The sequence below is a fragment of the Streptomyces sp. NPDC104202 genome, assembly GCF_055584185.1.
Genome location: NZ_JBVJMN010000016.1, coordinates 49,834 through 71,076, shown reverse-complemented (window position 1 = coordinate 71,076; position 21,243 = coordinate 49,834). Strand labels below are relative to the sequence as shown.

Sequence of the window (21,243 nt, the reverse complement as noted above, 5' to 3'; positions counted from 1 at the left end):
CTCACTCACAGTAACCGGCGGGATGCGTTCCGGACAGTCCCCGGAGGGGTGGGGAAGTTATTCACAGGGCCTGGGTTATCCGCAGTTTCCTGTCGGATTCCCCACGATTTCCCGGACGGCCCCACGGTGATTCCTGTCGCGAAGTTCGCGGACCGCAGGATTCACGAGAGGGGTGCGCCATGGGGGCCACCAGGACGGGCACGGAATCACGCCGGACGGAGTCCCGGGCTCCGGACGAGCCCCGCCGGACCGGGCCGCTGATCGTCACCGAGGACCTCGGGCTGCTCGACGATCTCCTCCGCCTGTGCGCGGCGGCGGGGGTCGAACCCGAGGTCCACCACCGGGTTCCGGAGCGGCGCACCGGCTGGACCGATCCTCCGCTCGTGCTCGTCGGCGACGACGCCGCGGCCCGCTGCCGGGGAGCGGTGCGCCGGCCCGGGACCGTCCTCGTCGGCCGCGACCGCGACGACCCGGAGGTCTGGCGGCTGGCCGTCGAGATCGGGGCGGAGTGCGTGCTGCGGCTGCCCGACGCCGAGGCCCTCCTCGTCGACCGCATCGCCGACGCCGCCGAGGGCGTCGGCCGGTCCGCCCTGACCGTCGGGGTCGTCGGTGGCCGTGGCGGCGCCGGCGCCTCCACCCTGGCCTGCGGCCTCGCCTTGGCCGCCGCGCGGACCGGGCGGCGCACCCTGCTCGTCGACGGGGACCCGCTGGGCGGCGGACTCGACGTGCTGCTCGGCGGCGAGCGCGAGGAGGGCAGACGCTGGCCCGACTTCGCCGCCTCCAAGGGCCGCCTGGCCGGCGGCGCCCTGGAGGAGTCCCTGCCGTCGGTGCGGGGCGTCCGGGTGCTCAGCTGGGGCAGGGAGCCCGCCGCACCGGTGCCGCCTGAGGCCGTGCGGTCCGTGCTCGGCGCGGCGCGCCGCCGCGGCGGGGTCGTCGTGGTCGACCTGCCCCGCGGCGCCGACGACGCCGCCGCGGAGGCCCTGGCCCAGCTCGACCTCGCCCTGCTCGTCGTGCCGGGCGAGCTGCGGGCCGTCGCCGCGGCCCACCGGGTGGCCCTGGCCCTCGGCGCGGCAGTCCGGGACGTCCGCGCCGTGGTCCGCGGACCGTACGCGGCGGGACTCGACGAGCGGTGGGTCGCCGACGCGCTGCGGCTGCCGCTGGCCGGGGAACTTCCCTACGACCCGGGGATCGTGGCCGACCAGGACGCGGGCGTCCCGCCGGGCGCCGAACCCCGCGCTCCCCTGGGCCGGTTCTGCGCCGCCTTCTGGGACCGCGCGCTCGCCCCCGGCGGTGCGGCGTGACCGGGACGGGCGGGCGGGCCGCCACGGGAGGCGGCGCCGGCCTCCTCGACGCCGTGCGCCAGCGCCTCGCCGCGAGCGGGGCGGAACCCACCCCCGCGCGGGTGGCGGCGGCCCTGCGGGCCCAGGGACGCCTGCTCGGCGACACGGAGGTGCTCGGCGCCGCGGAGGAGCTGCGCTGCGAACTGATCGGCACCGGCCCGCTGGAGCCGCTGCTCGCCGACCCGGCGGTCACCGACGTCCTGGTCTCGGCGCCCGACCGCGTCTGGGTCGACCGGGGCGCCGGACTCGAACGGGCCCCGGTGTCCTTCCCCGACGCCTCCGCCGTCCGCAGGCTCGCGCAGCGGCTCGCCGCCGTGGCCGGGCGCAGGCTCGACGACGCCCGCCCCTGGGTGGACGCGCGGCTCCCCGACGGCACCCGCATGCACGCCGTCCTGCCGCCGGTCGCCGTCGGCTCGACCTGCCTGTCGCTGCGGGTGGTGCGCCCGCGCGCCTTCTCGCTGGCGGAGCTCACGGCCGCCGGCACCGTGCCGCCCGACGGCGCCGCGATCCTCCGCGCCCTGATCGACGCCCGGGTCTCGTACCTGGTCAGCGGTGGCACCGGCACGGGAAAGACCACGCTCCTCGCCTCCCTGCTGGGACTGGTGGGGGAGCGGGAGCGGATCGTCCTCGCCGAGGACTCGGCGGAGCTGCGGCCCGACCACCCGCACGTGGTGCGTCTGGAGGCGCGCCCCGCCAACCAGGAGGGCGCCGGTCTCGTCACCCTGCGGGACCTGGTCCGTCAGGCGCTGCGGATGCGCCCCGACCGCCTCGTCGTCGGCGAGGTCCGCGGCGCGGAGGCCGTGGATCTCCTCGCGGCCCTCAACACGGGCCACGACGGGGGCTGCGGGACGCTCCACGCCAACACGGCGGCGGCCGTGCCCGCCAGGCTGGAGGCCCTCGGCACGGCGGCCGGACTCGACCGGGCGGCCCTGCACAGCCAGCTGGGCGCGGGCCTCTCCGTCGTGGTCCACGTCGTGCGCGACCGGGACGGCCGCCGGCGGATCGCCGAGGTCCACGTCCTGGAGCGGGACCGCGACGGTCTCGTCCGCACGGTTCCCGCGCTGCGCTGGGGCGTGGCCGGGTTCGCGCGCGAGCGGGGCTGGGAGCGGCTGAACTCGCTGATCGGAGGGGGAGCATGACGGCGGAGACGCTGGACCCCGTGCGGGCCCTGGCACAGGGGGCCGTGGCACTCTGCGCGGTCCTGGCGCTGTGGTGGGTGGCCGAGCGGCGGCGCGGGGCGAACCGGGCCCGGGGGCTGCTCGCGAGCGGGCGTCCCACCGGCCCCGTCGGCCCTGGTCACTCCACCGGCTCCGGTGGCCCTGGTCACTTCACCGGCTCCGGCGGTTCCGGCCGGTCCGGAGGGGCGGTGGGGGCGGGTGGGCTCGCGCGTGGCCGTCGGACCTGGCAGGAGGCGGCCGCACGGATCCGGACCGTGGTGCGAGGGCGCCGTGCCTGGCTCTGCCTGCCGGTGGGGGCGGTCCTGGCGCTCGTCGGCGCGTCACCCCTTCCCCTGGTGGCGGGAGCGCTCGCGCTCCCCCTGGTCGGACGGCGGCTGCGGGCCGCCGGGCTGCGGAAGGAACGCGAGGCGCGGTCGGCGCGGGTGACGGCCCTCTGCGCGGCGGTCGTCGGCGAGCTGCGGGCCGGTTGGCAGCCCGCGCAGGCGTTGGCCTTCGCCGCCCGCGAGACGGGCGCCCTGGGCGCCGCCGAGGCGTCCGTCCTGGCGGCGGCCCGGTTCGGCGGGGACGTGCCGGACGCCTTGCGGCGGGCCGCCCGGCAGGACGGTGCCGACGGGCTCGCCGGCATGGCGGCCTGCTGGCAGGTGGCCGTGGACGGCGGAGCGGGCCTCGCCGCCGGGCTCGACCGGCTGGAAGCCGCCCTGCGCGACCACCAGGAACAGCGTGACCGGCTGCGGGCCGAACTGGCCGGGGCCTGGGCGACGGTGGCCGTCCTCGCCGCCCTCCCGGCGGCCGGACTCGCCCTCGGCGCGGCGCTGGGCGCCGAACCGCTCCGGGTCCTGCTCCACACCCCGGCAGGGCTGGGCTGCCTGGCCGTCGGCGGGGCGCTGGAGGCGACGGGCCTGTGGTGGGCCGCGCGGATCGTACGAGGGGGTGAGCGGGCATGATGCTCAGCGCCGTTGAACAGGGCCTCGACGCCCTCAGGGCCGCCGGACTTCCGGCACTGGCCGTCGTCCTGTGCGCACGGGGCGCCGTGGAGGCGCTGCGACGGCTCCGGGCCCACCGGATCCGCCGACGGGCCGCGAACCTCCTCGACCTGTCCGAGCCCCACGCCCGGAGGGGCCGGGCCGCGATGCCGCCATGGGTGGCGCTCTGGGCGGTGCCCCTGATCGGGGTCGGCGTCGGCTGGGCCCTCTTCGGCGGGATCACCGGCCTGTGCGCGGGAGTGCTGGTGGCGCTCGGCGCCCGGCAGGCGCTCGCCCGCCGGGCCGCCCCGGCGGGCGACGACGACGAGGAGACGATCCGCCACCTCCCCCTCGCCGCGGACCTGCTGGCCGCCTGCGCCGCCTCGGGCGCCGCGCCCGGCGAGGCGGCGGAGGCGGTCGGCCGCTCGCTCGGCGGCCCCCTCGGCGACCGCCTGACCCGCACGGCCGCCGAACTCCGCCTGGGCGGGGAACCGGCCGAGGTGTGGGGGAGGTTCGGCGCGCTGCCCGGCGCCGAAGGGCTGGCCCGTTGCATGGAACGGGCTGCCTCGTCCGGCGCCCCCGCGGCCGAGGCCGTCACCCGGCACGCCGGCGCCCTCCGTGCCGCCCGTGCCCGTAAGGCCGCGGCGGGAGCGCGCCGGGCCCAGGTCCTGATCAGCGCTCCCGTGGGGCTCTGCTTCCTCCCCGCGTTCCTCGCCGTGGGGGTGGCCCCCGTGGTGATCGGACTCGCGACGGGGCTCCTCGACCGGTGAACACGAGGATTCGCGCCCCGGACGGAGCGGAGGCGGGAGCAAGAGCAGGAGCAGGGGCAGGAGCGGGAGCAGGAAGGGGTGGCGCGAAGAGCACGGCGGCACGACAGGTCATGGCAGAGCACGGCAGGCGAGACAGGAACACGGGAAGAACGAGGAGGTCGGCATGGCGATCAAGGTGTGGCTGGGCGAATGGTGGCGGGCGCGACGGGCGGCACCGCGCCGCGACGAAGGGATGACCACGTCCGAGTACGCGGTGGGGACGATCGCCGCGGCGGCCTTCGCCGCGGTGCTCTACAAGATCGTGACCAGCGAGACGGTCTCGGGAGCCCTGGAGTCGATGATCGGCAAGGCTCTCGATGCGCCGTTCTGACCGGGGCTTCGTGACCGTCGAGGCGGCGATGGTGCTGCCTGTCCTCGCCCTGTTCACGGTGACCCTGCTCTGGGCGCTCGCCGCGGCCGCCGCACAGATCCGGTGCGTCGACGCGGCCCGCGCCGGGGCACGGGCGGCAGCCCGATCGGAGCCCCCGGCCTCCGCCGAGGCGTCCGCCCGGGCCGCCGCGCCCGAAGGGTCCCGCGTCTCGGTGACGCGGGACGGCGACCTCTGGCGGGTGGCGGTCGAGGCCGCCGCCCCCGGGCCCGGGGGCATGGGCATCACCCTCCGGGCTGGCGCGGCCGCCCTCGCCGAGGACACCCTCGACGCGTCCCCCGAGGACGCGCCCGAGGCGGGTGCGCCCCCGGCCGCCGGAGGCCCCGCATGACGGCGGCCGGTCCGCCACGGCGCCGGGTAGCTCCCCGTCTCCACGGCGGCGGGGACCCAGGCGGGGACCCCGGCCGAGCGCGGGACCCAGGCCGGGAACGGGATCAACGACGAGCGCGGGACCCAGGCCGGGAACGGGATCAACGACGAGCGCGGGACCCAGGCCGGGAACGGGATCAACGACGAGCGCGGGATGCGGGCCGGGAACGGGACCGGGGTGCGGCGACCGTGTGGGCGGCGTTCGCGGCGTGTGCGCTGTGCGTGGTGTTCGCGGCGGTGCTGGCGCTGGGGCAGGCGGTCGCGGCCCGGCACCGGGCCGGGGGCGCGGCCGACCTGGCCGCCCTCGCCGCCGCCGACCGGGCCCTGTGGGGCGAGGCCGAGGCGTGCGCCGCCGCGTCCCGCGTCGCGGCCGCTCAGGGCGCCGAGCTGGCGCGGTGCGCCCTGAGCGGCGAGATCGCCGAGGTGACCGCCCGCGTCGCGCGCGGCCCCTACCGGCCGGAGATCAGGTCGAGGGCGGGCCCTCCGGGACCGCCGGGACCTCCGCCCCCTCCGGCCTCGCCTCGTCCTGTGGGGCCGAGCGGAGGAGTTCGGTGAGGAGGCGGACGGCGCCGCGTTTGTGGAGGGGGTCGTTGCCGTTGCCGCACTTGGGGGACTGGATGCAGGAGGGGCAGCCGGCGTCGCACTCGCAGGAGGCGATGGCCTCGCGGGTGGCGGCGAGCCAGGCACGGGCCGTGTGGAAGGCGCGCTCGGCGAAGCCCGCGCCGCCCGGGTGGCCGTCGTACACGAAGACGGTGGGCAGCAGGGTGTCGGGGTGGAGCGGGACGGAGACGCCGCCGATGTCCCAGCGGTCGCAGGTGGCGAAGAGCGGGAGCATGCCGATGGAGGCGTGTTCGGCGGCGTGCAGGGCGCCCCCGAGGATCTCGGGGGTGATCCGGGCGGCGTCGAGCTGGTCCTCGGTGACCGTCCACCACACGGCGCGGGTGCGCAGCGTGCGGGGCGGCAGGTCCAGCTTGGTCTCGCCGAGGACCTCGCCGGTGATCAGCCGCCGGCGCAGGAAGGAGACGACCTGGTTGGTGACCTCGACGGAGCCGAAGCAGAGGCGGCCGGACCCCCAGGGGATCTCGGTCTCGGTGTCCAGGACGGCGATGGAGGTGGTGTCGCGGGCGGTGGTCGAGTAGGGCGGGACGGCCTCTTCGACGAGGGCCACGGAATCCTTGAGGTCGAGCTCCCGCACCAGGTAGGTGCGGCCCTGGTGGAGGTGGACGGCGCCCTCGTGGACGGCGCCGTGGGAGGCGGCCTCGTCGACGGTGCCGAGCAGCCGGCCGGTGCCGGACTCGACGATGCGCACGGGGCTGCCGCCGCCGCCCCGGATGTCGGTGAGGTCGGCGGCGCGCTCGCGGCGGGTCCAGTACCAGCCGGTGGAGCGGCGGCGCAGCAGCCCGGCGCCCTCCAGCTGGGGGAGCAGGCCGGGGACGGCGGGGCCGAAGAGGGCCAGGTCCGGTTCGGTCAGGGGCAGCTCGGCCGCGGCGGCGCACAGATGGGGGGCGAGGACGTAGGGGTTGTCGGGGTCCAGCACGGTCGATTCGACCGGTTGTTCGAAAATGGCCTCCGGGTGGTGGACCAGGAAGGTGTCCAGCGGGTCGTCGCGGGCGATCAGGACGGCGAGGGCGCCCTCGCCCGAACGGCCGGCGCGGCCGGCCTGCTGCCACAGGGAGGCCCGGGTGCCCGGGTAGCCGGCGATCAGGACGGCGTCCAGGCCGGAGACGTCGACGCCCAGTTCCAGGGCGGTCGTGGCGGCCAGGCCGAGGAGCTCTCCGGAGTGGAGGGCCTGCTCCAGGGCCCGGCGCTCCTCGGGCAGGTAGCCGCCCCGGTAGGCGGCGACCCGGCGGGCCAGCGTGCGGTCGGTCTCGGCCAGCCGTTCCTGTGCGATCACCGAGATCAGCTCGGCGCCGCGCCGGGAGCGGACGAAGGCGACCGAGCGGACGCCCTGGCGGGTCAGATCGGTGAGCAGGTCCGCGGTCTCGGCGGTGGCGGTGCGCCGCACCGGCGCGCCGCGTTCGCCGTGGAGCTCGGTGAGCGGCGGCTCCCAGAGGGCGAAGACCAGCTCGCCGCGCGGGGAGGCGTCGTCGGAGACCTCGGTGACCGGCAGGCCGGTCAGGCGGGACGCGGCACGCGCGGGTTCGGCCGAGGTGGCGGAGGCGAGGAGGAAGACGGGGTCGGAGCCGTACCGGGCGCAGATCCGGCGCAGGCGCCGCAGCACCTGGGCGACGTGGGAGCCGAAGACGCCCCGGTAGGTGTGGCACTCGTCGATCACGACGTAGCGCAGGGCGCGCAGGAAGGAGGCCCACCTGGGGTGGGAGGGGAGTATGCCCCGGTGGAGCATGTCGGGGTTGGTCAGCACGTAGTTCGCGTACTGGCGGACCCACTCGCGTTCCTCGACGGGGGTGTCGCCGTCGTAGACGGCGGGGCGGATCCGGTTGCCGAGCGGGGCGGCCAGCTCCCGCACGGCGCGCCGCTGGTCGGCCGCGAGGGCCTTGGTGGGCGAGAGGTAGAGCGCGGTGGTCCCGCGCCCGTTCGCGGCCTCGGAGCCGTCCAGGAGGGTTGTGAGCACCGGCGCGAGGTAGGCGAGCGACTTGCCCGAGGCGGTGCCCGTGGCGATCACCACGGATGCGCCGTCCAGGGCGTGCTCCGCGGCCTGCGCCTGATGGACCCAGGGGTGCTCGATCCCGGCCTCTGTGATCGCCGCGATCACCTCCGGACGGATGCGGTGCGGCCAGACGGCATGACGGCCCTCCCGGGCGGGCATGTGCTCCGTATGGGTGATGCGCGAAGACCGGCTCTCGCCCGCGGCGAGCCGGTCGAGGACCACGCCGGGGGAGGGGCGACTGCCCGTGTCCCCGGCCGGTCGACTGGGGCGCTGATTCTTGGCCATCGGCACCGAGTGTGTCACTGCCATGACGGACAATGCTTCCAAGGCGTCGTGCATGGCTGCTGGTAAGTGATTGAATGCCATCGCGGCTGGCGATCAGTTCCCTGGCTCCGCCTGGGAGGCCCGAGGGGGCGATCGCCCGATAGCAAGGTGCTGGAGGATCCGTGGACCTGTCCCTGTCGACTCGCAATGTGTCCGGCGCTGGTGGCGACCGTACGGTCGTCGAGGTCGGTGGCGAGATTGATGTGTATACCGCGCCCAAGCTGCGCGAGCAGTTGGTCGAGTTGGTGAACGACGGCAGCTACCACCTGGTCGTGGACATGGAGGGCGTGGACTTTCTCGACTCCACCGGCCTCGGTGTGCTCGTCGGTGGCCTGAAGCGCGTCCGCGCGCACGAGGGATCGCTGCGTCTCGTCTGCAACCAGGAGCGCATTCTCAAGATTTTCCGGATCACGGGCCTCACCAAGGTGTTCCCGATCCACACCTCGGTCGACGAGGCCGTCAACGCCGTCGACTGAGCCCGAGGGGGTCCGCATGGCCACCGTTGAACTCCGCTTCAGCGCTCAGCCCGAGCACGTCCGCACGGCCCGCCTGGTGGCGGCCGCGGTGGCGCGCCGGGCGGGCGTGGACGAGGCGGTCCTCGACGAGGTGCGTCTCGCCGTCGGCGAGGCGTGTTCGCGCGCGGTCGGGCTGCACCGCAGCAACGGCGTCACGACCCCCATCCGGGTCGTGCTGATCGAGGAGGAGAAGACGTTCTCCATCGCGGTCGGCGACGAGGTGCCGGGCGCGGGAGTGGCGGCGGCCGATGCCGTCGGTGTCCCCGGTTCGCGGGCCTCGGCCCCGGCCGAGGACTTCGACGACGCCGACGGCGAGGACGAGATGGGTCTCGCGGTGATCCGCGGGCTCGTCGACGACGTCGAGGTGAGCGCCGGCGAGGACGGCGGAACCCTCCGGATGAGCTGGCCGGTGAATCCGGCGAACGTCCTCTCCTGACGTGGACGTCCCGTCCTGACGCGGAGGTCCGGGCTCCTGCGACGCGGAAGCCCCGGCCCCTGACGTGGAGGCCCCCGCCGCTCGTGCGGGGCCGGCCGACCGTGCCGGACCGGCCGTATGCGCCGGACCGGCCGGACGGGTACGACCGGCTCTCCGGGTGAGAGCGCCGGCTCTCCGTGATGCGCAAGAAGAAGAGGCCCCGCACCGCGGGGCCTCTTCTTCTTGCGCGGTCGTCCGTGCCGCCGTCCGGTTCCGGAGGTCCTCCCGGACCCCCGTCGCGCGGCCGACGCGCCCGGGCGGCGCGTTGGTGCATCCGCGCGGAGGGCTTCCCGGGGTCCCCGAATGAGGGGGTTCGTCTCCCTATGATCCGTCCCCATGTACCCCACCACCCTCGCCGCCGCGGTGCTCACGAGCGAGAACCGGGCGATCGTGATCGTCGTCGCCGCCGTCGCCCTCGCCGCGCTGGTCGTCGCGCGGCTCCTCGTCCGCCAGGTGCTCGCGGCCGGGCAGGGGACCGAGCGGATGCGGGAGATCGCGGCCGCCGTGCAGGAGGGCGCCAACGCCTATCTCGCGCGGCAGCTGCGGACCGTGGCGGTCTTCGCCGTCGCCGTCTTCCTCCTGTTGATGTTGCTGCCCGCGGACGACTGGTCGCAGCGGGCCGGCCGCTCCCTGTTCTTCCTGGTCGGGGCGCTCTTCTCGGCGACCACCGGGTACATCGGCATGCGGTTGGCCGTCCGGGCGAACGTGCGGGTCGCCGCGGCGGCCCGGGAGGCCACCCCCGCGCCGGGGGAGCCGGAGAAGGACCTGACGGAGATCGCGCACAAGGCCACCCGGATCGCGTTCCGCACCGGCGGGGTCGTCGGGATGTGCACCGTCGGTCTGGGGCTGCTGGGGGCGGCGTGCGTCGTCCTCGTCTACGGCGCCGACGCGCCGAAGGTCCTGGAGGGCTTCGGGCTGGGCGCCGCGCTCATCGCCATGTTCATGAGGGTGGGCGGCGGGATCTTCACCAAGGCCGCCGACGTCGGCGCCGACCTGGTCGGCAAGGTCGAGCAGGGCATCCCGGAGGACGACCCGCGCAACGCCGCCACCATCGCCGACAACGTGGGCGACAACGTCGGCGACTGCGCGGGCATGGCGGCCGACCTGTTCGAGTCGTACGCCGTGACCCTGGTCGCCGCGCTGATCCTCGGCAAGGCGGCCTTCGGCGACCACGGGCTGGCCTTCCCGCTGATCGTCCCGGCGATCGGGGTGGTGACGGCGGTGATCGGCATCCTGGCGGTCTCGCCGCGGCGCACCGACCGCAGCGGCATGAGCCCGATCAACCGGGGGTTCCTCGTCTCGGCGGTGGTCTCGCTCGCCCTGGTCGCCGTCGCGGCCTTCGTCCACCTCCCGTCCTCGTACGCGGAGCTGGAGGGCGTCACCGAGCCCGGCATCCGCGCTCACGACGGCGATCCGCGGGTCCTGGCGCTGGTCGCGGTCGCCCTGGGGATCGTCCTCGCCGCGCTGATCCAGCAGCTCACCGGCTACTTCACGGAGACGAGCCGGCGGCCGGTCCGGGACATCGGGAAGTCCTCGCTCACCGGGCCCGCCACGGTCGTCCTCGCGGGCGTGGCGCTGGGCATGGAGTCCGCCGTCTACACGGCCCTGCTCATCGGGCTCACCGTCTACGGGGCGTTCCTGCTCGGCGGCGCCTCGATCATGCTGGCGCTGTTCGCGGTCGCGCTCGCCGGGACGGGCCTGCTGACCACCGTCGGCGTGATCGTCGCCATGGACACCTTCGGCCCGGTCGCCGACAACGCGCAGGGCATCGCGGAGATGTCGGGGGACGTCGAGGGCGCGGGCGCGCGGGTCCTCACCGATCTCGACGCGGTCGGCAACACGACGAAGGCCATCACCAAGGGCATCGCCATCGCCACGGCCGTCCTGGCGGCCTCGGCGCTCTTCGGCTCGTACCGGGACGCCCTCGCGACCTCGGTCGCCGACGTCGGCGGGCGGATCGGGAAGGCGGACGCGCTGACGCTCTCGATGGACATCTCGCAGCCCAACAACCTCTTCGGGCTGATCCTCGGCGCCGCGGTGGTCTTCCTCTTCTCGGGGCTCGCGATCAACGCGGTCTCGCGCTCGGCGGGAGCGGTGGTGTACGAGGTGCGGCGGCAGTTCCGCGAGCATCCCGGGATCATGGACTTCACGGAGAAGCCGGCGTACGGGCGGGTCGTCGACATCTGCACCAGGGACGCGCTGCGCGAGCTCGCCACGCCCGGGCTGCTCGCGGTGATGGCCCCGATCGCGGTGGGCTTCACGCTCGGCGTCGGCCCGCTGGGCGCGTACCTGGCGGGGGCGATCGGCGCGGGCGCGCTGATGGCGGTCTTCCTCGCCAACTCCGGTGGTGCCTGGGACAACGCGAAGAAGCTGGTCGAGGACGGCAACCACGGCGGCAAGGGCAGCGAGGCGCACGAGGCGACGGTCATCGGGGACACGGTCGGCGACCCGTTCAAGGACACGGCGGGCCCGGCGATCAACCCGCTCCTGAAGGTGATGAACCTGGTGGCGCTGCTGATCGCGCCGGCGGTGGTGGAGTTCGGTTACGGCGACGACGCGAGCGCCGGAGTGCGGGCGGCGGTCGCGGTGGTCGCGGTGGCCGTGGTGATCGCCGCGGTCCGGGTCTCCAAGAGGCGTTCGGTGGCGGTCTCCTGACGTGGTGTCCGTCTCATTCCCTGGAGTTCCGGAGACGATCGTGTCGTATCTCGCTTGGTTCAAAAGGTTGCAATAAGGGATGAATCAGTCGCACGAAAGGTGGAAGTAGCCCGTTCGGCGTGTATGTTCCGGGGCCGAGAGCCTTGGAAGGGACCGATCCGTTGAACAAGAAGCTTGCGGCCGCACTGTCCGGCGGCGCGGTACTGGTGCTCGCGCTGTCCGGTTGCAGCGACGACGAGGGCGACAAGGTGGGTGACTGGGCGAAGACCTTCTGCGACCAGGCCAAGCCCCAGATCCAGAAGCGTGCCGACGCCCACCAGATCATCATCTCGACCGCGGCCGACAGCCAGCCGGCCGAGATCCAGACCGCCGACTCGAAGGCGTTCCAGGACATCGCCGACGCCGACCGGGCGCTCGCCAAGGCCGTCGAGGCGGCCGGCGCCCCGCCCGTCGAGAACGGCGAGAAGGTCCAGCAGGACGCGATCAAGGAGCTCAACGCCACCGCGGTGGCCTACGAGGGGCTCAAGAAGCAGGTCGACGCGCTGGACCCGACGAACCAGCAGAAGTTCGCCGACGGTCTCCAGGGCGTCGCCGACGGCCTGACCAAGATCGAGAAGATGGACCAGAACGCCCTGTCCAAGCTGGAGGAGGGCGAGCTCGGCCAGGCGATGGCCAAGCAGCCCGGCTGCCAGAAGCCGACCGCCTCGGTCCCGCCGAAGGGCTCCGCCTCCCCGAACTCCGGCGCCGGTGCGGCGGACCAGGGCGCGGGCACCGCGGGCGCGGACTCCGGCGCCACGGACCCGGCGAAGAAGGCCACGCCCGGGGCGACCCCGAAGGCGGAGTAGGAAACGGGCCCCGCGGGCCCGGTGGCGGCGGCGGTCGGCCGCCCGCCGCCGGGTCGGCGGCCCGGATGCCGGTGGCGGCGGTCACAATGGAGCGGTGAGTACGACCAGCCTGCCCCCCCGCCTCCCGGCCCCCGCGCACGCCGCCCGTCTGCGCGAGGCGCTGCTCGCCGCCGGCTTCACCGCCGACGGACTGCTCGACCTGCTCGGCGCCCCCGCCTACTCGGCGCTTGCCCGCAGCGAGACCGTCCCGGCCCTGCGCGCCACCCGCGGCGACTCGCCGCTGGAGGTCCTCGTCCGCCTCTTCCTGCTCCAGCGGCCCGTCGGGCACGCGGCCGCCGCCGCGGCGCTCCCGCTCGACGAGGCCCTCGACGACGGCTGGGTGGTCCGCGAGGACGACGACGTCCTCGCCACGGTCGACATCCGGCCCTACGGCGGCCCGGACGGCGAGGACTGGTTCATCGTCTCCGACCTGGGCTGCGCCGTCGGCGGCGCCGGCGGCATCGGGAAGAAGGACGAGGGCGTCGTCCTCGGCGTCGGCGGCGCCTCCACCACGCTCGCCGGCATCACGATCCGCACGGCCGTCTCCTCCGCGCTCGACCTCGGCACCGGCTCCGGCATCCAGGCGCTGCACGCCGCCCAGCACGCGACCCTGGTCACCGCGACCGACCTCAACCCGCGGGCGCTGGACTTCACGCGGCTCACGCTGGCCCTCTCAGGGGCCCGCGAGGCCGAGCTGCTGACCGGTTCGCTCTTCGAGCCCGTCGACGGCGACACGTACGACCTGATCGTCTCCAACCCGCCGTTCGTGATCTCCCCCGGCGCCCGGCTCACCTACCGGGACGGCGGGATGGGCGGCGACGACCTGTGCCGCACGCTGGTGCAGCAGGCGGGCGAGCGGCTCAACGACGGCGGGTACGCCCAGTTCCTCGCCAACTGGCAGCACGTGGACGGCGAGGACTGGCAGGAGCGGCTGCGGTCCTGGGTGCCGCGCGGCTGCGACGCCTGGATCGTCCAGCGCGAGGTGCAGGACGTCACCCAGTACACCGAGCTCTGGCTGCGGGACAGCGGCGACCACCGCGGGGACCCGGACGCCTACCGGGTGGCGTACGGCCGCTGGCTCGACGAGTTCGAGGCGCGCGGGACGCGCGCGGTGGGCTTCGGCTGGATCACCATCCGGCGCAACGACGCCGTGGCCTCCGGCGCGGTCGAGCCGGCGATCCTGATCGAGGAGTGGCCGCACCCGGTGGAGCAGCCCCTCGGGCCCACCGTCCGCGCCCACTTCGAGCGCCAGGACTACCTGCGCACCCGTGACGACGCGGCGCTCCTCGCCGACCGGTTCACGCTCGCGCCCGAGGTGATGCAGGAGCAGGTCGGGCTGCCCGGCGCCGAGGACCCCGAGCACGTCGTGCTCCGGCAGAACCGCGGGATGCGCCGGGCCACCAGGGTCGACCACGTCGGCGCCGGGTTCGCCGGCGTCTGCGACGGCACGCTCAGCGCCGGCCGCATCCTCGACGCGATCGGCCAGCTGATGGGCGAGGACCCGGTCGTGCTGCGCGACCGCACCCCGCAGGCCATCCGGCTGCTCGTGGAGGAGGGCTTCCTCCTCCCGGCCGGCGCGGAGGGCCCGGGGGAGCAGGGCGCTTGATACGGATCGAGCTGGACGAGGCCGCGCTGGGGGCGACCCGGATCGCCGTCAGCCCCCTGCGCGACGCGTTTTGCTCGATGCACCTCGCGCTGCCGTGGCGCCACCCGTCCTGGCCGTACCAGGAGTGGGTGGGGCGGGCGCGCGAGGTGTGGCGCGGGGACGACCGGCTGCGTCCGCTGTGGGACCTGTTCGCCGAGGGGCGCTACGGCGTCTCCGACTTCCTGCTGCCGCGGCCGTTCGGCACCGTCCACGTCCACGAGGAACTCGCCGCCCTGCGGGCCACCGACCCGGCGTTCGTGCGCGAGCAGGCGGCCGCCTGCTATCCCGGCATGAGTGACGCGCCCTTCCTGCGGCCCTACCTGGAGGACCCGGAGGCGGCCTGCGCGGCGCTCGCCGACGCGTACGCGGCCTACTGGGAAGGGGCGATCGAGCCGTACTGGCCGACCATGCGGCGGCTCGTCGAGGACGAAGTGCTCGTCCGCGCCCGGACGTTCGCGACCGAGGGCGTCGACGCGCTGTTCGCCGGACTGGAGAGCAGGGGACGGTGGCGGCCGCCCGTGCTCGAACTGACCAAGCACGTCGACGCGGTGTACGCGCCGGGGGAGCGCCGCCTGGTCCTCGTGCCGCTGGTCTTCGCCGAGGGCTGCCGGCTCTACTCGACCGACGACCCCGAGGTCTTCGCGCTCAGCTTCCAGGCCAGGGGCGCCGCCGCGCTGCGCGAACCCCCCGAACCCGTCGCCGAGGACCGGCTGGGGCTGATGCTCGGCCGCGGCCGCGCCGCCGTCCTGCGCGAGCTCGGCGGCCCCCTGACCACGGCCGGCCTCGCCGACCGGCTCGGCCTCGCGCCCAGCACGGTCTCCGAGCACCTGTCGGTGCTCTCCGAGGCCGGCGTCGTCACCCGGCACCGCGTCGGCCGCTCGGTGTACTACCAACTCACCGACACCGGGCGCTCGCTGCTCGCCCTGCTCGCGGGACAGGACGTGCTCGGCGCCGTGGCGTGAGGCCGCGGGCGACGATTCGGGAGCCCCCGAATCGATGGCCCCGCCCTCCCGCCGGCTCCTACCGTCCGCCCCATGCTCGCAATCGAGGCGGACGCGCTGCGCCGCACCTACACCAGCAGGACCGGATGGCCGAGATCCCGGCGCACCGAGACCGAGGCCGTGCGCGGGGTCACCTTCGAGGTGGCGCCCGGGGAGCTGTTCGGGCTGCTCGGGCCCAACGGCGCCGGCAAGACCACCACCATCAAGATGCTCAACACCCTGCTGCTGCCGACGTCCGGCACGGCCCGGGTGTTCGGCCACGACGTGGCCCGTGACCCCGTCGCCGTGCGCCGCAGGATCGGGTACGTCTTCGGCGGCGACCGCGGCCTCTACGACCGCCTCTCCGCGCTCGACAACCTCCGCTACTTCGCCGAGCTGTACGGCGTCGCGGCCCGCGACCAGAAGCGCCGCATCGCCGAACTCCTCGACCTGGTCGGCCTCTCGGGCCGTGAGCGGGAGCGGGTCGAGGGGTACTCGCGCGGCATGCGGCAGCGCCTCCACATCGCCCGCGGCCTGCTGCACCGCCCCGACGTCCTCTTCCTCGACGAGCCGTCCGTCGGAGTCGACCCCGTCGCCGCCCGTGACCTGCGGCGCACCGTCGCCGACCTCGCCGCGGCCGGCACCACCGTGCTGCTCACCACCCACTACATGGCCGAGGCCGACGAACTCTGCGACCGGATCGCCGTCATCGCGGGCGGCCGCGTCCGCGCCCTCGGCACCCCGGGCAGCCTCAAGTCCCTCGTGCGGGAACGGGACGTGCTGGAGATCGAGGCGTACGGCGTCGACGAGGAGCGGCTCGGCCGGGTCCGCCGGTTGCCCGGGGTGCGGGGCGTGTCGGCCGAGGACCGGGGCGCGCTCCAGACCGTGACCGTGCAGACCGGCCGCGGCGCCGCCGACCTGCACGGACCCGTCCTGGCGGCGCTCGAAGGCGTCCGGATCGGGCGGGTCACGAGCCGCGAACCCTCCCTGGAGGACGCCTACATCGCGATCGTGGAGGAGGCGGCCGGGACCGCCGCCCGGGGGGTGTCCGCGTGAGGCGCGTCCCGCGGCTGCTGCTGGTCGGGGTGCGCACCCACGTCGCGTACATGTCGCGCTCCCCGCTGGAGATCACCTTCGCCGTCCTCGTCCCGCTGGTCTACGCGACCCTGGCCGTCCACCTGTTCCGCGCGGCCGGCGACCCGGACCGCCTGCTCACCGCCTCCGTCGGGGCCGGACTCATGGGCATCTGGGGCTCGGTGCTCTTCGGCTCGGGCGGCGCGGTGCAGAACCAGCGGTGGCTCGGCACGCTGGAGACCCTCGTCGTGGCGCCGACCCCGCTCGCGCTCGTGCTGCTCCCCATCACCCTGGCGACCGCCGTCATCGGCACGTACGCGATGGGGGCGACGGTCCTGTGGGGCGTCCTCCTCTTCGACGTGCCGCTCGACTTCGCCCACCCGCTGCTCTTCCTCGTCGCGGTCCCGGTCTGCGTCCTCGCTCTGGGCATGACGGGGCTGCTGCTCGCCGCCACCTTCGTCCTGCTGCGCAACGCCAACGCGCTGGCCAACCCGCTCGACACCCCCGTCTGGCTGCTGTCCGGCCTGCTCGTGCCGGTCACCGTGCTGCCCGTCTGGACCCGTCCGGTCTCCTGGGCGCTGCCCACGACCTGGGGCGCGCGGGCCGTGCACGCGGCGACCTCCGGCGGGGAGGTGGTCGTGCCGCTGCTGGCCGCCGCCACGCTCGGCGCCGGATACGCGCTGGCCGCCGTCCTCGTCCTCGGCCGGGTGGAGCGCCGGGCGCGCGCCGCGGCCACGCTCGCCCTCACCTGAAAGGCCAGAGAGCCATGTTCCGTTTCCCCGGTACCGCCCGGCTCGTCGTCGTCGGCGGGGCGATCTCCTACCGCGCGCTGTTCAACTGGACCACGCCGCCGATGTTCGTCGGAACCCTGCTGGTCGGGCCGCTCCTCCAGGTGATCTTCTTCGTCTTCCTCGGCCGGCAGCTGGGCGTCGCCGACGACCGCTTCCACCTGGTCGGGAACGCCGTCCTCGCGGCTTCCGCCTCCTGCGTGTACGGCGGCACGATGGCCGTCGCCAACGAGCGCCGCTACGGCACCCTCGGCGCGGTGCTGCTCTCCCCCCGCCCCCGGGTCCCGCTGTGGCTCGGGCGCGCCCTGCCGTACGTCCTCAACGGGCTGTTCGTCAGCGCCTTCGTGCTCACCGCCGCCGCGCTGCTCCTCGGTCTGCCGGTGCCCGCCCGGGCGCTGCCCGGACTCGCGCTGGTGCTGCTCGTCGCGGCCGGTGCCTGCTCGGCCTTCGGGCTGGCGCTCGGCGCGCTCGGGCTCCGCTTCCGCGATGTGTTCCTCGTCTCCAACGTGGCGAGTTCCGGGCTGCTGCTCCTGACGGGCGCGGCCGTCCCGCGGGAGACGCTGCCGGAGTGGATGCGGACCGCCGGCGAGCTGCTGCCGCTCACCCACGCGGCGGACGCGGCGCGCGGGCTGACCGCGGGGACCGGCCTGGACGGCGGGCTGCTGGGGGCCGAGCTGGCGGTGGGGGCCGGCTGGAGCGTGCTCGCCGTGGTCCTCCTGGGGCTCTTCGAGCGCGGCAGCCGGCGCCGCGCCACGCTCGACACCATGTGACGGAAGGGAGGCGAGGGGTGAGGAATGGGTCACTACCGGCCATCTTCGTGACACCCTCCGGGGCCGCCCCGCTGCGTTCACCCGGAGTTCGTGCCCACGATGCCCGGAGGTGCCAGCCTCGGCCCGGGAGACGATCACCGCACGGGGACGGAACGGGGTACGGGCATGGAGAGCGGGCCGGCGATCTTCGCGGGGGCGGCGTTCACGCTGTTCGGAGGCGCCCTGCTGCTGTGGACCACCGTGCGCTCGCTGCACCGTGAGCCCGTGGTGTACGGGGTCGCGCCGCGCGCGGCCGTCGCCCTGACGGGCCTGTCCGGCCTCGCCTTCCTGGTCCTCGGGCTCTGGTGCTTCGGGCGCCTCTGACGCCTCGCGGGCCCCGCCCGTGCCCCCTCCGCCGACGGCACCCGCGCGACGGCCCGCCCCGCCCGTCCGGGAGTCCGGGCGGCAGGAATGCCAGGACTCGGGTTACCGTTCGAGTGGCCGTTGCGGGCTTTCGCCGTTTGACACGGGGGCGGGTTGTACCGTCACACTCCGCAGCGACGGGAGCGTCACCGTCCGTGCCGCTGTCGTGCGTGCCAGTGCCGTACGTGCCAGAGAGTGTCGACCCCGGAGAGAAGAGCGAAGTTGTCCCCGACCAGCGAGACCGCACCCGGCGGCCGCCGACTCGTCATCGTCGAGTCGCCTGCCAAGGCGAAGACGATCAAGGGCTACCTCGGCCCCGGCTACGTCGTCGAGGCGAGCGTCGGGCACATCCGCGACCTCCCCAGCGGCGCCGCCGAGGTGCCGGAGAAGTACACCGGCGAGGTGCGCCGCCTCGGGGTCGACGTCGAGCACGACTTCCAGCCCATCTACGTCGTCAACGCCGACAAGAAGGCCCAGGTCAGGAAGCTCAAGGAGCTCCTCGCGGAGTCCGACGAACTCTTCCTCGCCACCGATGAGGACCGCGAGGGCGAAGCCATCGCGTGGCACCTCCAGGAAGTCCTCAAGCCCAAGGTCCCGGTCCACCGGATGGTCTTCCACGAGATCACCAAGGACGCGATCCGCGAGGCCGTCGCCAACCCGCGCGAGCTGAACCAGCGCATGGTCGACGCCCAGGAGACCCGCCGCATCCTCGACCGGCTGTACGGCTACGAGGTCTCGCCGGTCCTGTGGAAGAAGGTCATGCCGCGGCTGTCCGCCGGGCGTGTCCAGTCCGTCGCCACCCGCCTCGTCGTCGAGCGGGAGCGCGAGCGCATCGCCTTCCGCTCCGCCTCGTACTGGGACCTCACCGGCACCTTCGGCACCGGCCGCTCCGGTGACGCCTCCGACCCGTCGTCGCTGGTCGCGCGCCTCGCGACGGTCGACGGCAAGCGTGTCGCGCAGGGCCGTGACTTCGGCGCCGACGGACGGCTGAAGTCCGAGGCCGTGCTCCACCTGGACGAGGCGAACGCACGGGCCCTGGCCGCCGCGCTCGCCGACACCGCGTTCGCCGTGCGCTCGGTCGAGTCCAAGCCCTACCGCCGTTCGCCGTACGCGCCCTTCCGCACCACCACCCTCCAGCAGGAGGCGAGCCGCAAGCTGGGCTTCGGTGCGAAGGCGACCATGCAGGTGGCGCAGAAGCTGTACGAGAACGGCTTCATCACCTACATGCGTACGGACTCCACGATCCTCTCGGAGACCGCCGTCGCGGCGGCCCGGGCGCAGGTCACGCAGCTCTACGGCGCCGACTACCTGCCGGAGAAGCCCCGCGTCTACGCGGGCAAGGTCAAGAACGCCCAGGAGGCGCACGAGGCGATCCGTCCTTCGGGTGATCGTTTCCGCACCCCGGCGGAGACCGGCCTGACCGGCGACCAGTTCCGCCTCTACGAGCTGATCTGGAAGCGGACCGTCGCCTCCCAGATGAAGGACGCCACCGGCAACTCCGTCACCGTCAAGATCGGCGGCCGGGCCGCCGACGGCCGCGACGCCGAGTTCAGCGCGTCCGGCAAGACGATCACCTTCCACGGCTTCATGAAGGCGTACGTCGAGGGCGCCGACGACCCGAACGCCGAGCTCGACGACCGCGAGCGGCGCCTGCCGCAGGTCGCCGAGGGCGACGCGCTCTCCGCCGAGGAGATCACCGCCGACGGCCACGCGACCAAGCCCCCGGCCCGCTACACCGAGGCCTCGCTGGTCAAGGAGCTCGAAGAGCGCGAGATCGGCCGCCCGTCGACGTACGCGTCGATCATCGGCACCATCCTCGACCGCGGCTACGTCTTCAAGAAGGGCACGGCCCTCGTGCCGTCCTTCCTGAGCTTCGCCGTCGTCAACCTCCTGGAGAAGCACTTCGGCCGACTCGTCGACTACGACTTCACCGCCCGGATGGAGGACGACCTCGACCGCATCGCGCGGGGCGAGGCCCAGTCCGTGCCGTGGCTGAAGCGCTTCTACTTCGGCGAGGGCGAGGGCGGTACGGCCGCCACCGGCGGCGCCGCGGACGCCGGCAACGGCGACGGCGACCACCTCGGCGGCCTCAAGGAGCTCGTCACCGACCTCGGCGCCATCGACGCCCGCGAGATCTCCTCGTTCCCCGTCGGCAACGGCATCGTCCTCCGCGTCGGCCGCTACGGCCCGTACGTGGAGCGCGGCGAGAAGGACGCCGAGGGCCACCAGCGCGCCGACGTCCCCGACGACCTCGCGCCCGACGAACTCACCGTCGAGCACGCCGAGGAGCTGCTGGCCAAGCCCAGCGGCGACTTCGAGCTGGGCACCGACCCGGCCAGCGGCCACCAGATCGTCGCGAAGGACGGCCGCTACGGCCCGTACGTCACCGAGATCCTGCCCGAGGGCACCCCGAAGACCGGCAAGAACGCGGTGAAGCCGCGCACCGCCTCCCTCTTCAAGTCGATGGCCCTCGACACCGTCACCCTGGAGGACGCGCTCCGGCTGATGTCCCTGCCGCGGACCGTCGGCACGGACGCCGAGGGCGTCGAGATCACCGCGCAGAACGGCCGCTACGGCCCGTACCTGAAGAAGGGCACGGACTCGCGGTCGCTCACCGACGAGGACCAGCTCTTCACCATCACCCTCGAAGAGGCGCTCGCGATCTACGCCCAGCCCAAGCAGCGGGGCCGCGCCGCGGCCAAGCCGCCGCTGAAGGAGCTGGGCACCGACCCCGTCAGCGAGAAGCCCGTGGTCGTCAAGGACGGCCGCTTCGGCCCGTACGTGACGGACGGCGAGACCAACGCCACCCTGCGCACCGCCGACAGCGTGGAGACGATCACGCCCGAGCGCGGCTACGAGCTGCTCGCCGAGAAGCGTGCCAAGGGACCGGTCAAGAAGGCCGCCAAGAAGGCCCCGGCGAAGAAGACGGCCGCCAAGAAGACGACGGCGAAGAAGACCACCACCGCCAAGAAGACGGCCGCCAAGAAGACCACCACGGCGAAGAAGACGACCACCGCCAAGAAGACGGCGGCGGCCAAGCCGGAGTAGCACCGCACCACGCGGACGACGGGGGCGGG

The 21,243-nt window shown here is 74.5% G+C and carries 19 protein-coding genes; 18 read left to right on the top strand and 1 reads right to left on the bottom strand.

Annotation, left to right across the window (positions count from 1 at the left end; all coding sequences use genetic code 11):
* The first annotated feature begins 179 nt into the window (after positions 1–179).
* The 7 genes from ssd (at position 180) to ACZ60W_RS13655 (ending at position 5,601) form a co-directional block, all read left to right on the top strand.
* Positions 180–1,301: a septum site-determining protein Ssd gene (gene ssd / locus ACZ60W_RS13685; protein ID WP_469755511.1), complete on the top strand. Its 1,122-nt coding sequence runs from the start codon at positions 180–182 to the stop codon at positions 1,299–1,301.
* Positions 1,298–2,479, top strand: coding sequence for a TadA family conjugal transfer-associated ATPase (locus tag ACZ60W_RS13680; protein WP_469755510.1), 1,182 nt, complete (start codon positions 1,298–1,300; stop codon positions 2,477–2,479). The genes ssd and ACZ60W_RS13680 overlap by 4 nt, the downstream gene beginning before the upstream one ends.
* Positions 2,476–3,462: a type II secretion system F family protein gene (locus ACZ60W_RS13675; RefSeq protein ID WP_469755509.1), complete on the top strand. Its 987-nt coding sequence runs from the start codon at positions 2,476–2,478 to the stop codon at positions 3,460–3,462. The genes ACZ60W_RS13680 and ACZ60W_RS13675 overlap by 4 nt, the downstream gene beginning before the upstream one ends.
* A complete protein-coding gene (locus ACZ60W_RS13670) occupies positions 3,462–4,250 on the top strand; it encodes a type II secretion system F family protein (RefSeq protein WP_469755553.1) in 789 nt (262 codons plus the stop codon). Before ACZ60W_RS13675 ends, ACZ60W_RS13670 begins: the two co-directional genes overlap by 1 nt.
* Positions 4,251–4,413: 163 nt before the next feature.
* Positions 4,414–4,620, top strand: a complete 207-nt coding sequence (locus ACZ60W_RS13665; RefSeq protein ID WP_469755508.1) for a DUF4244 domain-containing protein — start codon at positions 4,414–4,416, stop codon at positions 4,618–4,620.
* The gene (locus tag ACZ60W_RS13660) at positions 4,607–5,008 is read left to right on the top strand and encodes a TadE family type IV pilus minor pilin (RefSeq protein WP_469755507.1); all 402 of its coding nucleotides are present in this window, start codon (positions 4,607–4,609) and stop codon (positions 5,006–5,008) included. The genes ACZ60W_RS13665 and ACZ60W_RS13660 overlap by 14 nt, the downstream gene beginning before the upstream one ends.
* Positions 5,005–5,601, top strand: coding sequence for an Rv3654c family TadE-like protein (locus ACZ60W_RS13655; RefSeq protein ID WP_469755506.1), 597 nt, complete (start codon positions 5,005–5,007; stop codon positions 5,599–5,601). The genes ACZ60W_RS13660 and ACZ60W_RS13655 overlap by 4 nt, the downstream gene beginning before the upstream one ends.
* On the opposite strand, the gene ACZ60W_RS13650 is transcribed toward ACZ60W_RS13655, so the two are convergent.
* Positions 5,510–8,020, bottom strand: a complete 2,511-nt coding sequence (locus ACZ60W_RS13650) for a DEAD/DEAH box helicase (protein WP_469755505.1) — start codon at positions 8,018–8,020, stop codon at positions 5,510–5,512. The genes ACZ60W_RS13655 and ACZ60W_RS13650 overlap by 92 nt on opposite strands.
* Before the next feature lie 80 nt (positions 8,021–8,100).
* Between ACZ60W_RS13650 and ACZ60W_RS13645 the strand changes: the two genes are divergently transcribed.
* The 11 genes from ACZ60W_RS13645 to topA all read left to right on the top strand — a co-directional run bounded on the left by ACZ60W_RS13645 (position 8,101) and on the right by topA (position 21,214).
* Positions 8,101–8,454, top strand: a complete 354-nt coding sequence (locus tag ACZ60W_RS13645) for an STAS domain-containing protein (RefSeq protein ID WP_015034520.1) — start codon at positions 8,101–8,103, stop codon at positions 8,452–8,454.
* 16 nt (positions 8,455–8,470) lie between these two features.
* Positions 8,471–8,929, top strand: coding sequence for an ATP-binding protein (locus ACZ60W_RS13640; RefSeq protein ID WP_469755504.1), 459 nt, complete (start codon positions 8,471–8,473; stop codon positions 8,927–8,929).
* A 375-nt stretch (positions 8,930–9,304) separates the two neighbouring features.
* The gene (locus ACZ60W_RS13635; protein ID WP_469755503.1) at positions 9,305–11,623 is read left to right on the top strand and encodes a sodium-translocating pyrophosphatase; all 2,319 of its coding nucleotides are present in this window, start codon (positions 9,305–9,307) and stop codon (positions 11,621–11,623) included.
* Positions 11,624–11,784: 161 nt separating this feature from the next.
* Positions 11,785–12,468 carry a small secreted protein gene (locus tag ACZ60W_RS13630; protein ID WP_469755502.1) on the top strand — a complete coding sequence of 228 codons (684 nt, stop codon included), beginning with the start codon at positions 11,785–11,787 and terminating at the stop codon, positions 12,466–12,468.
* A 94-nt stretch (positions 12,469–12,562) separates the two neighbouring features.
* Positions 12,563–14,113 carry a DUF7059 domain-containing protein gene (locus tag ACZ60W_RS13625; protein WP_469755501.1) on the top strand — a complete coding sequence of 517 codons (1,551 nt, stop codon included), beginning with the start codon at positions 12,563–12,565 and terminating at the stop codon, positions 14,111–14,113.
* A complete protein-coding gene (locus tag ACZ60W_RS13620; RefSeq protein WP_469755500.1) occupies positions 14,110–15,114 on the top strand; it encodes an ArsR/SmtB family transcription factor in 1,005 nt (334 codons plus the stop codon). Before ACZ60W_RS13625 ends, ACZ60W_RS13620 begins: the two co-directional genes overlap by 4 nt.
* Positions 15,115–15,186: 72 nt before the next feature.
* Positions 15,187–16,188 (top strand): ABC transporter ATP-binding protein, encoded by a 1,002-nt coding sequence (locus ACZ60W_RS13615; RefSeq protein WP_469755499.1) that lies wholly within the window; start codon positions 15,187–15,189, stop codon positions 16,186–16,188.
* The gene (locus ACZ60W_RS13610) at positions 16,185–16,958 is read left to right on the top strand and encodes an ABC transporter permease (protein ID WP_469755498.1); all 774 of its coding nucleotides are present in this window, start codon (positions 16,185–16,187) and stop codon (positions 16,956–16,958) included. The genes ACZ60W_RS13615 and ACZ60W_RS13610 overlap by 4 nt, the downstream gene beginning before the upstream one ends.
* A 14-nt stretch (positions 16,959–16,972) precedes the next feature.
* Complete coding sequence (locus ACZ60W_RS13605; protein WP_469755497.1) at positions 16,973–17,764, top strand: ABC transporter permease; 792 nt, start codon at positions 16,973–16,975, stop codon at positions 17,762–17,764.
* Between the two features lie 165 nt (positions 17,765–17,929).
* Positions 17,930–18,127, top strand: coding sequence for a hypothetical protein (locus ACZ60W_RS13600; protein ID WP_469755496.1), 198 nt, complete (start codon positions 17,930–17,932; stop codon positions 18,125–18,127).
* A gap of 261 nt (positions 18,128–18,388) precedes the next feature.
* The gene (gene topA / locus ACZ60W_RS13595) at positions 18,389–21,214 is read left to right on the top strand and encodes a type I DNA topoisomerase (RefSeq protein ID WP_469755495.1); all 2,826 of its coding nucleotides are present in this window, start codon (positions 18,389–18,391) and stop codon (positions 21,212–21,214) included.
* Positions 21,215–21,243: the final 29 nt, after the last annotated feature.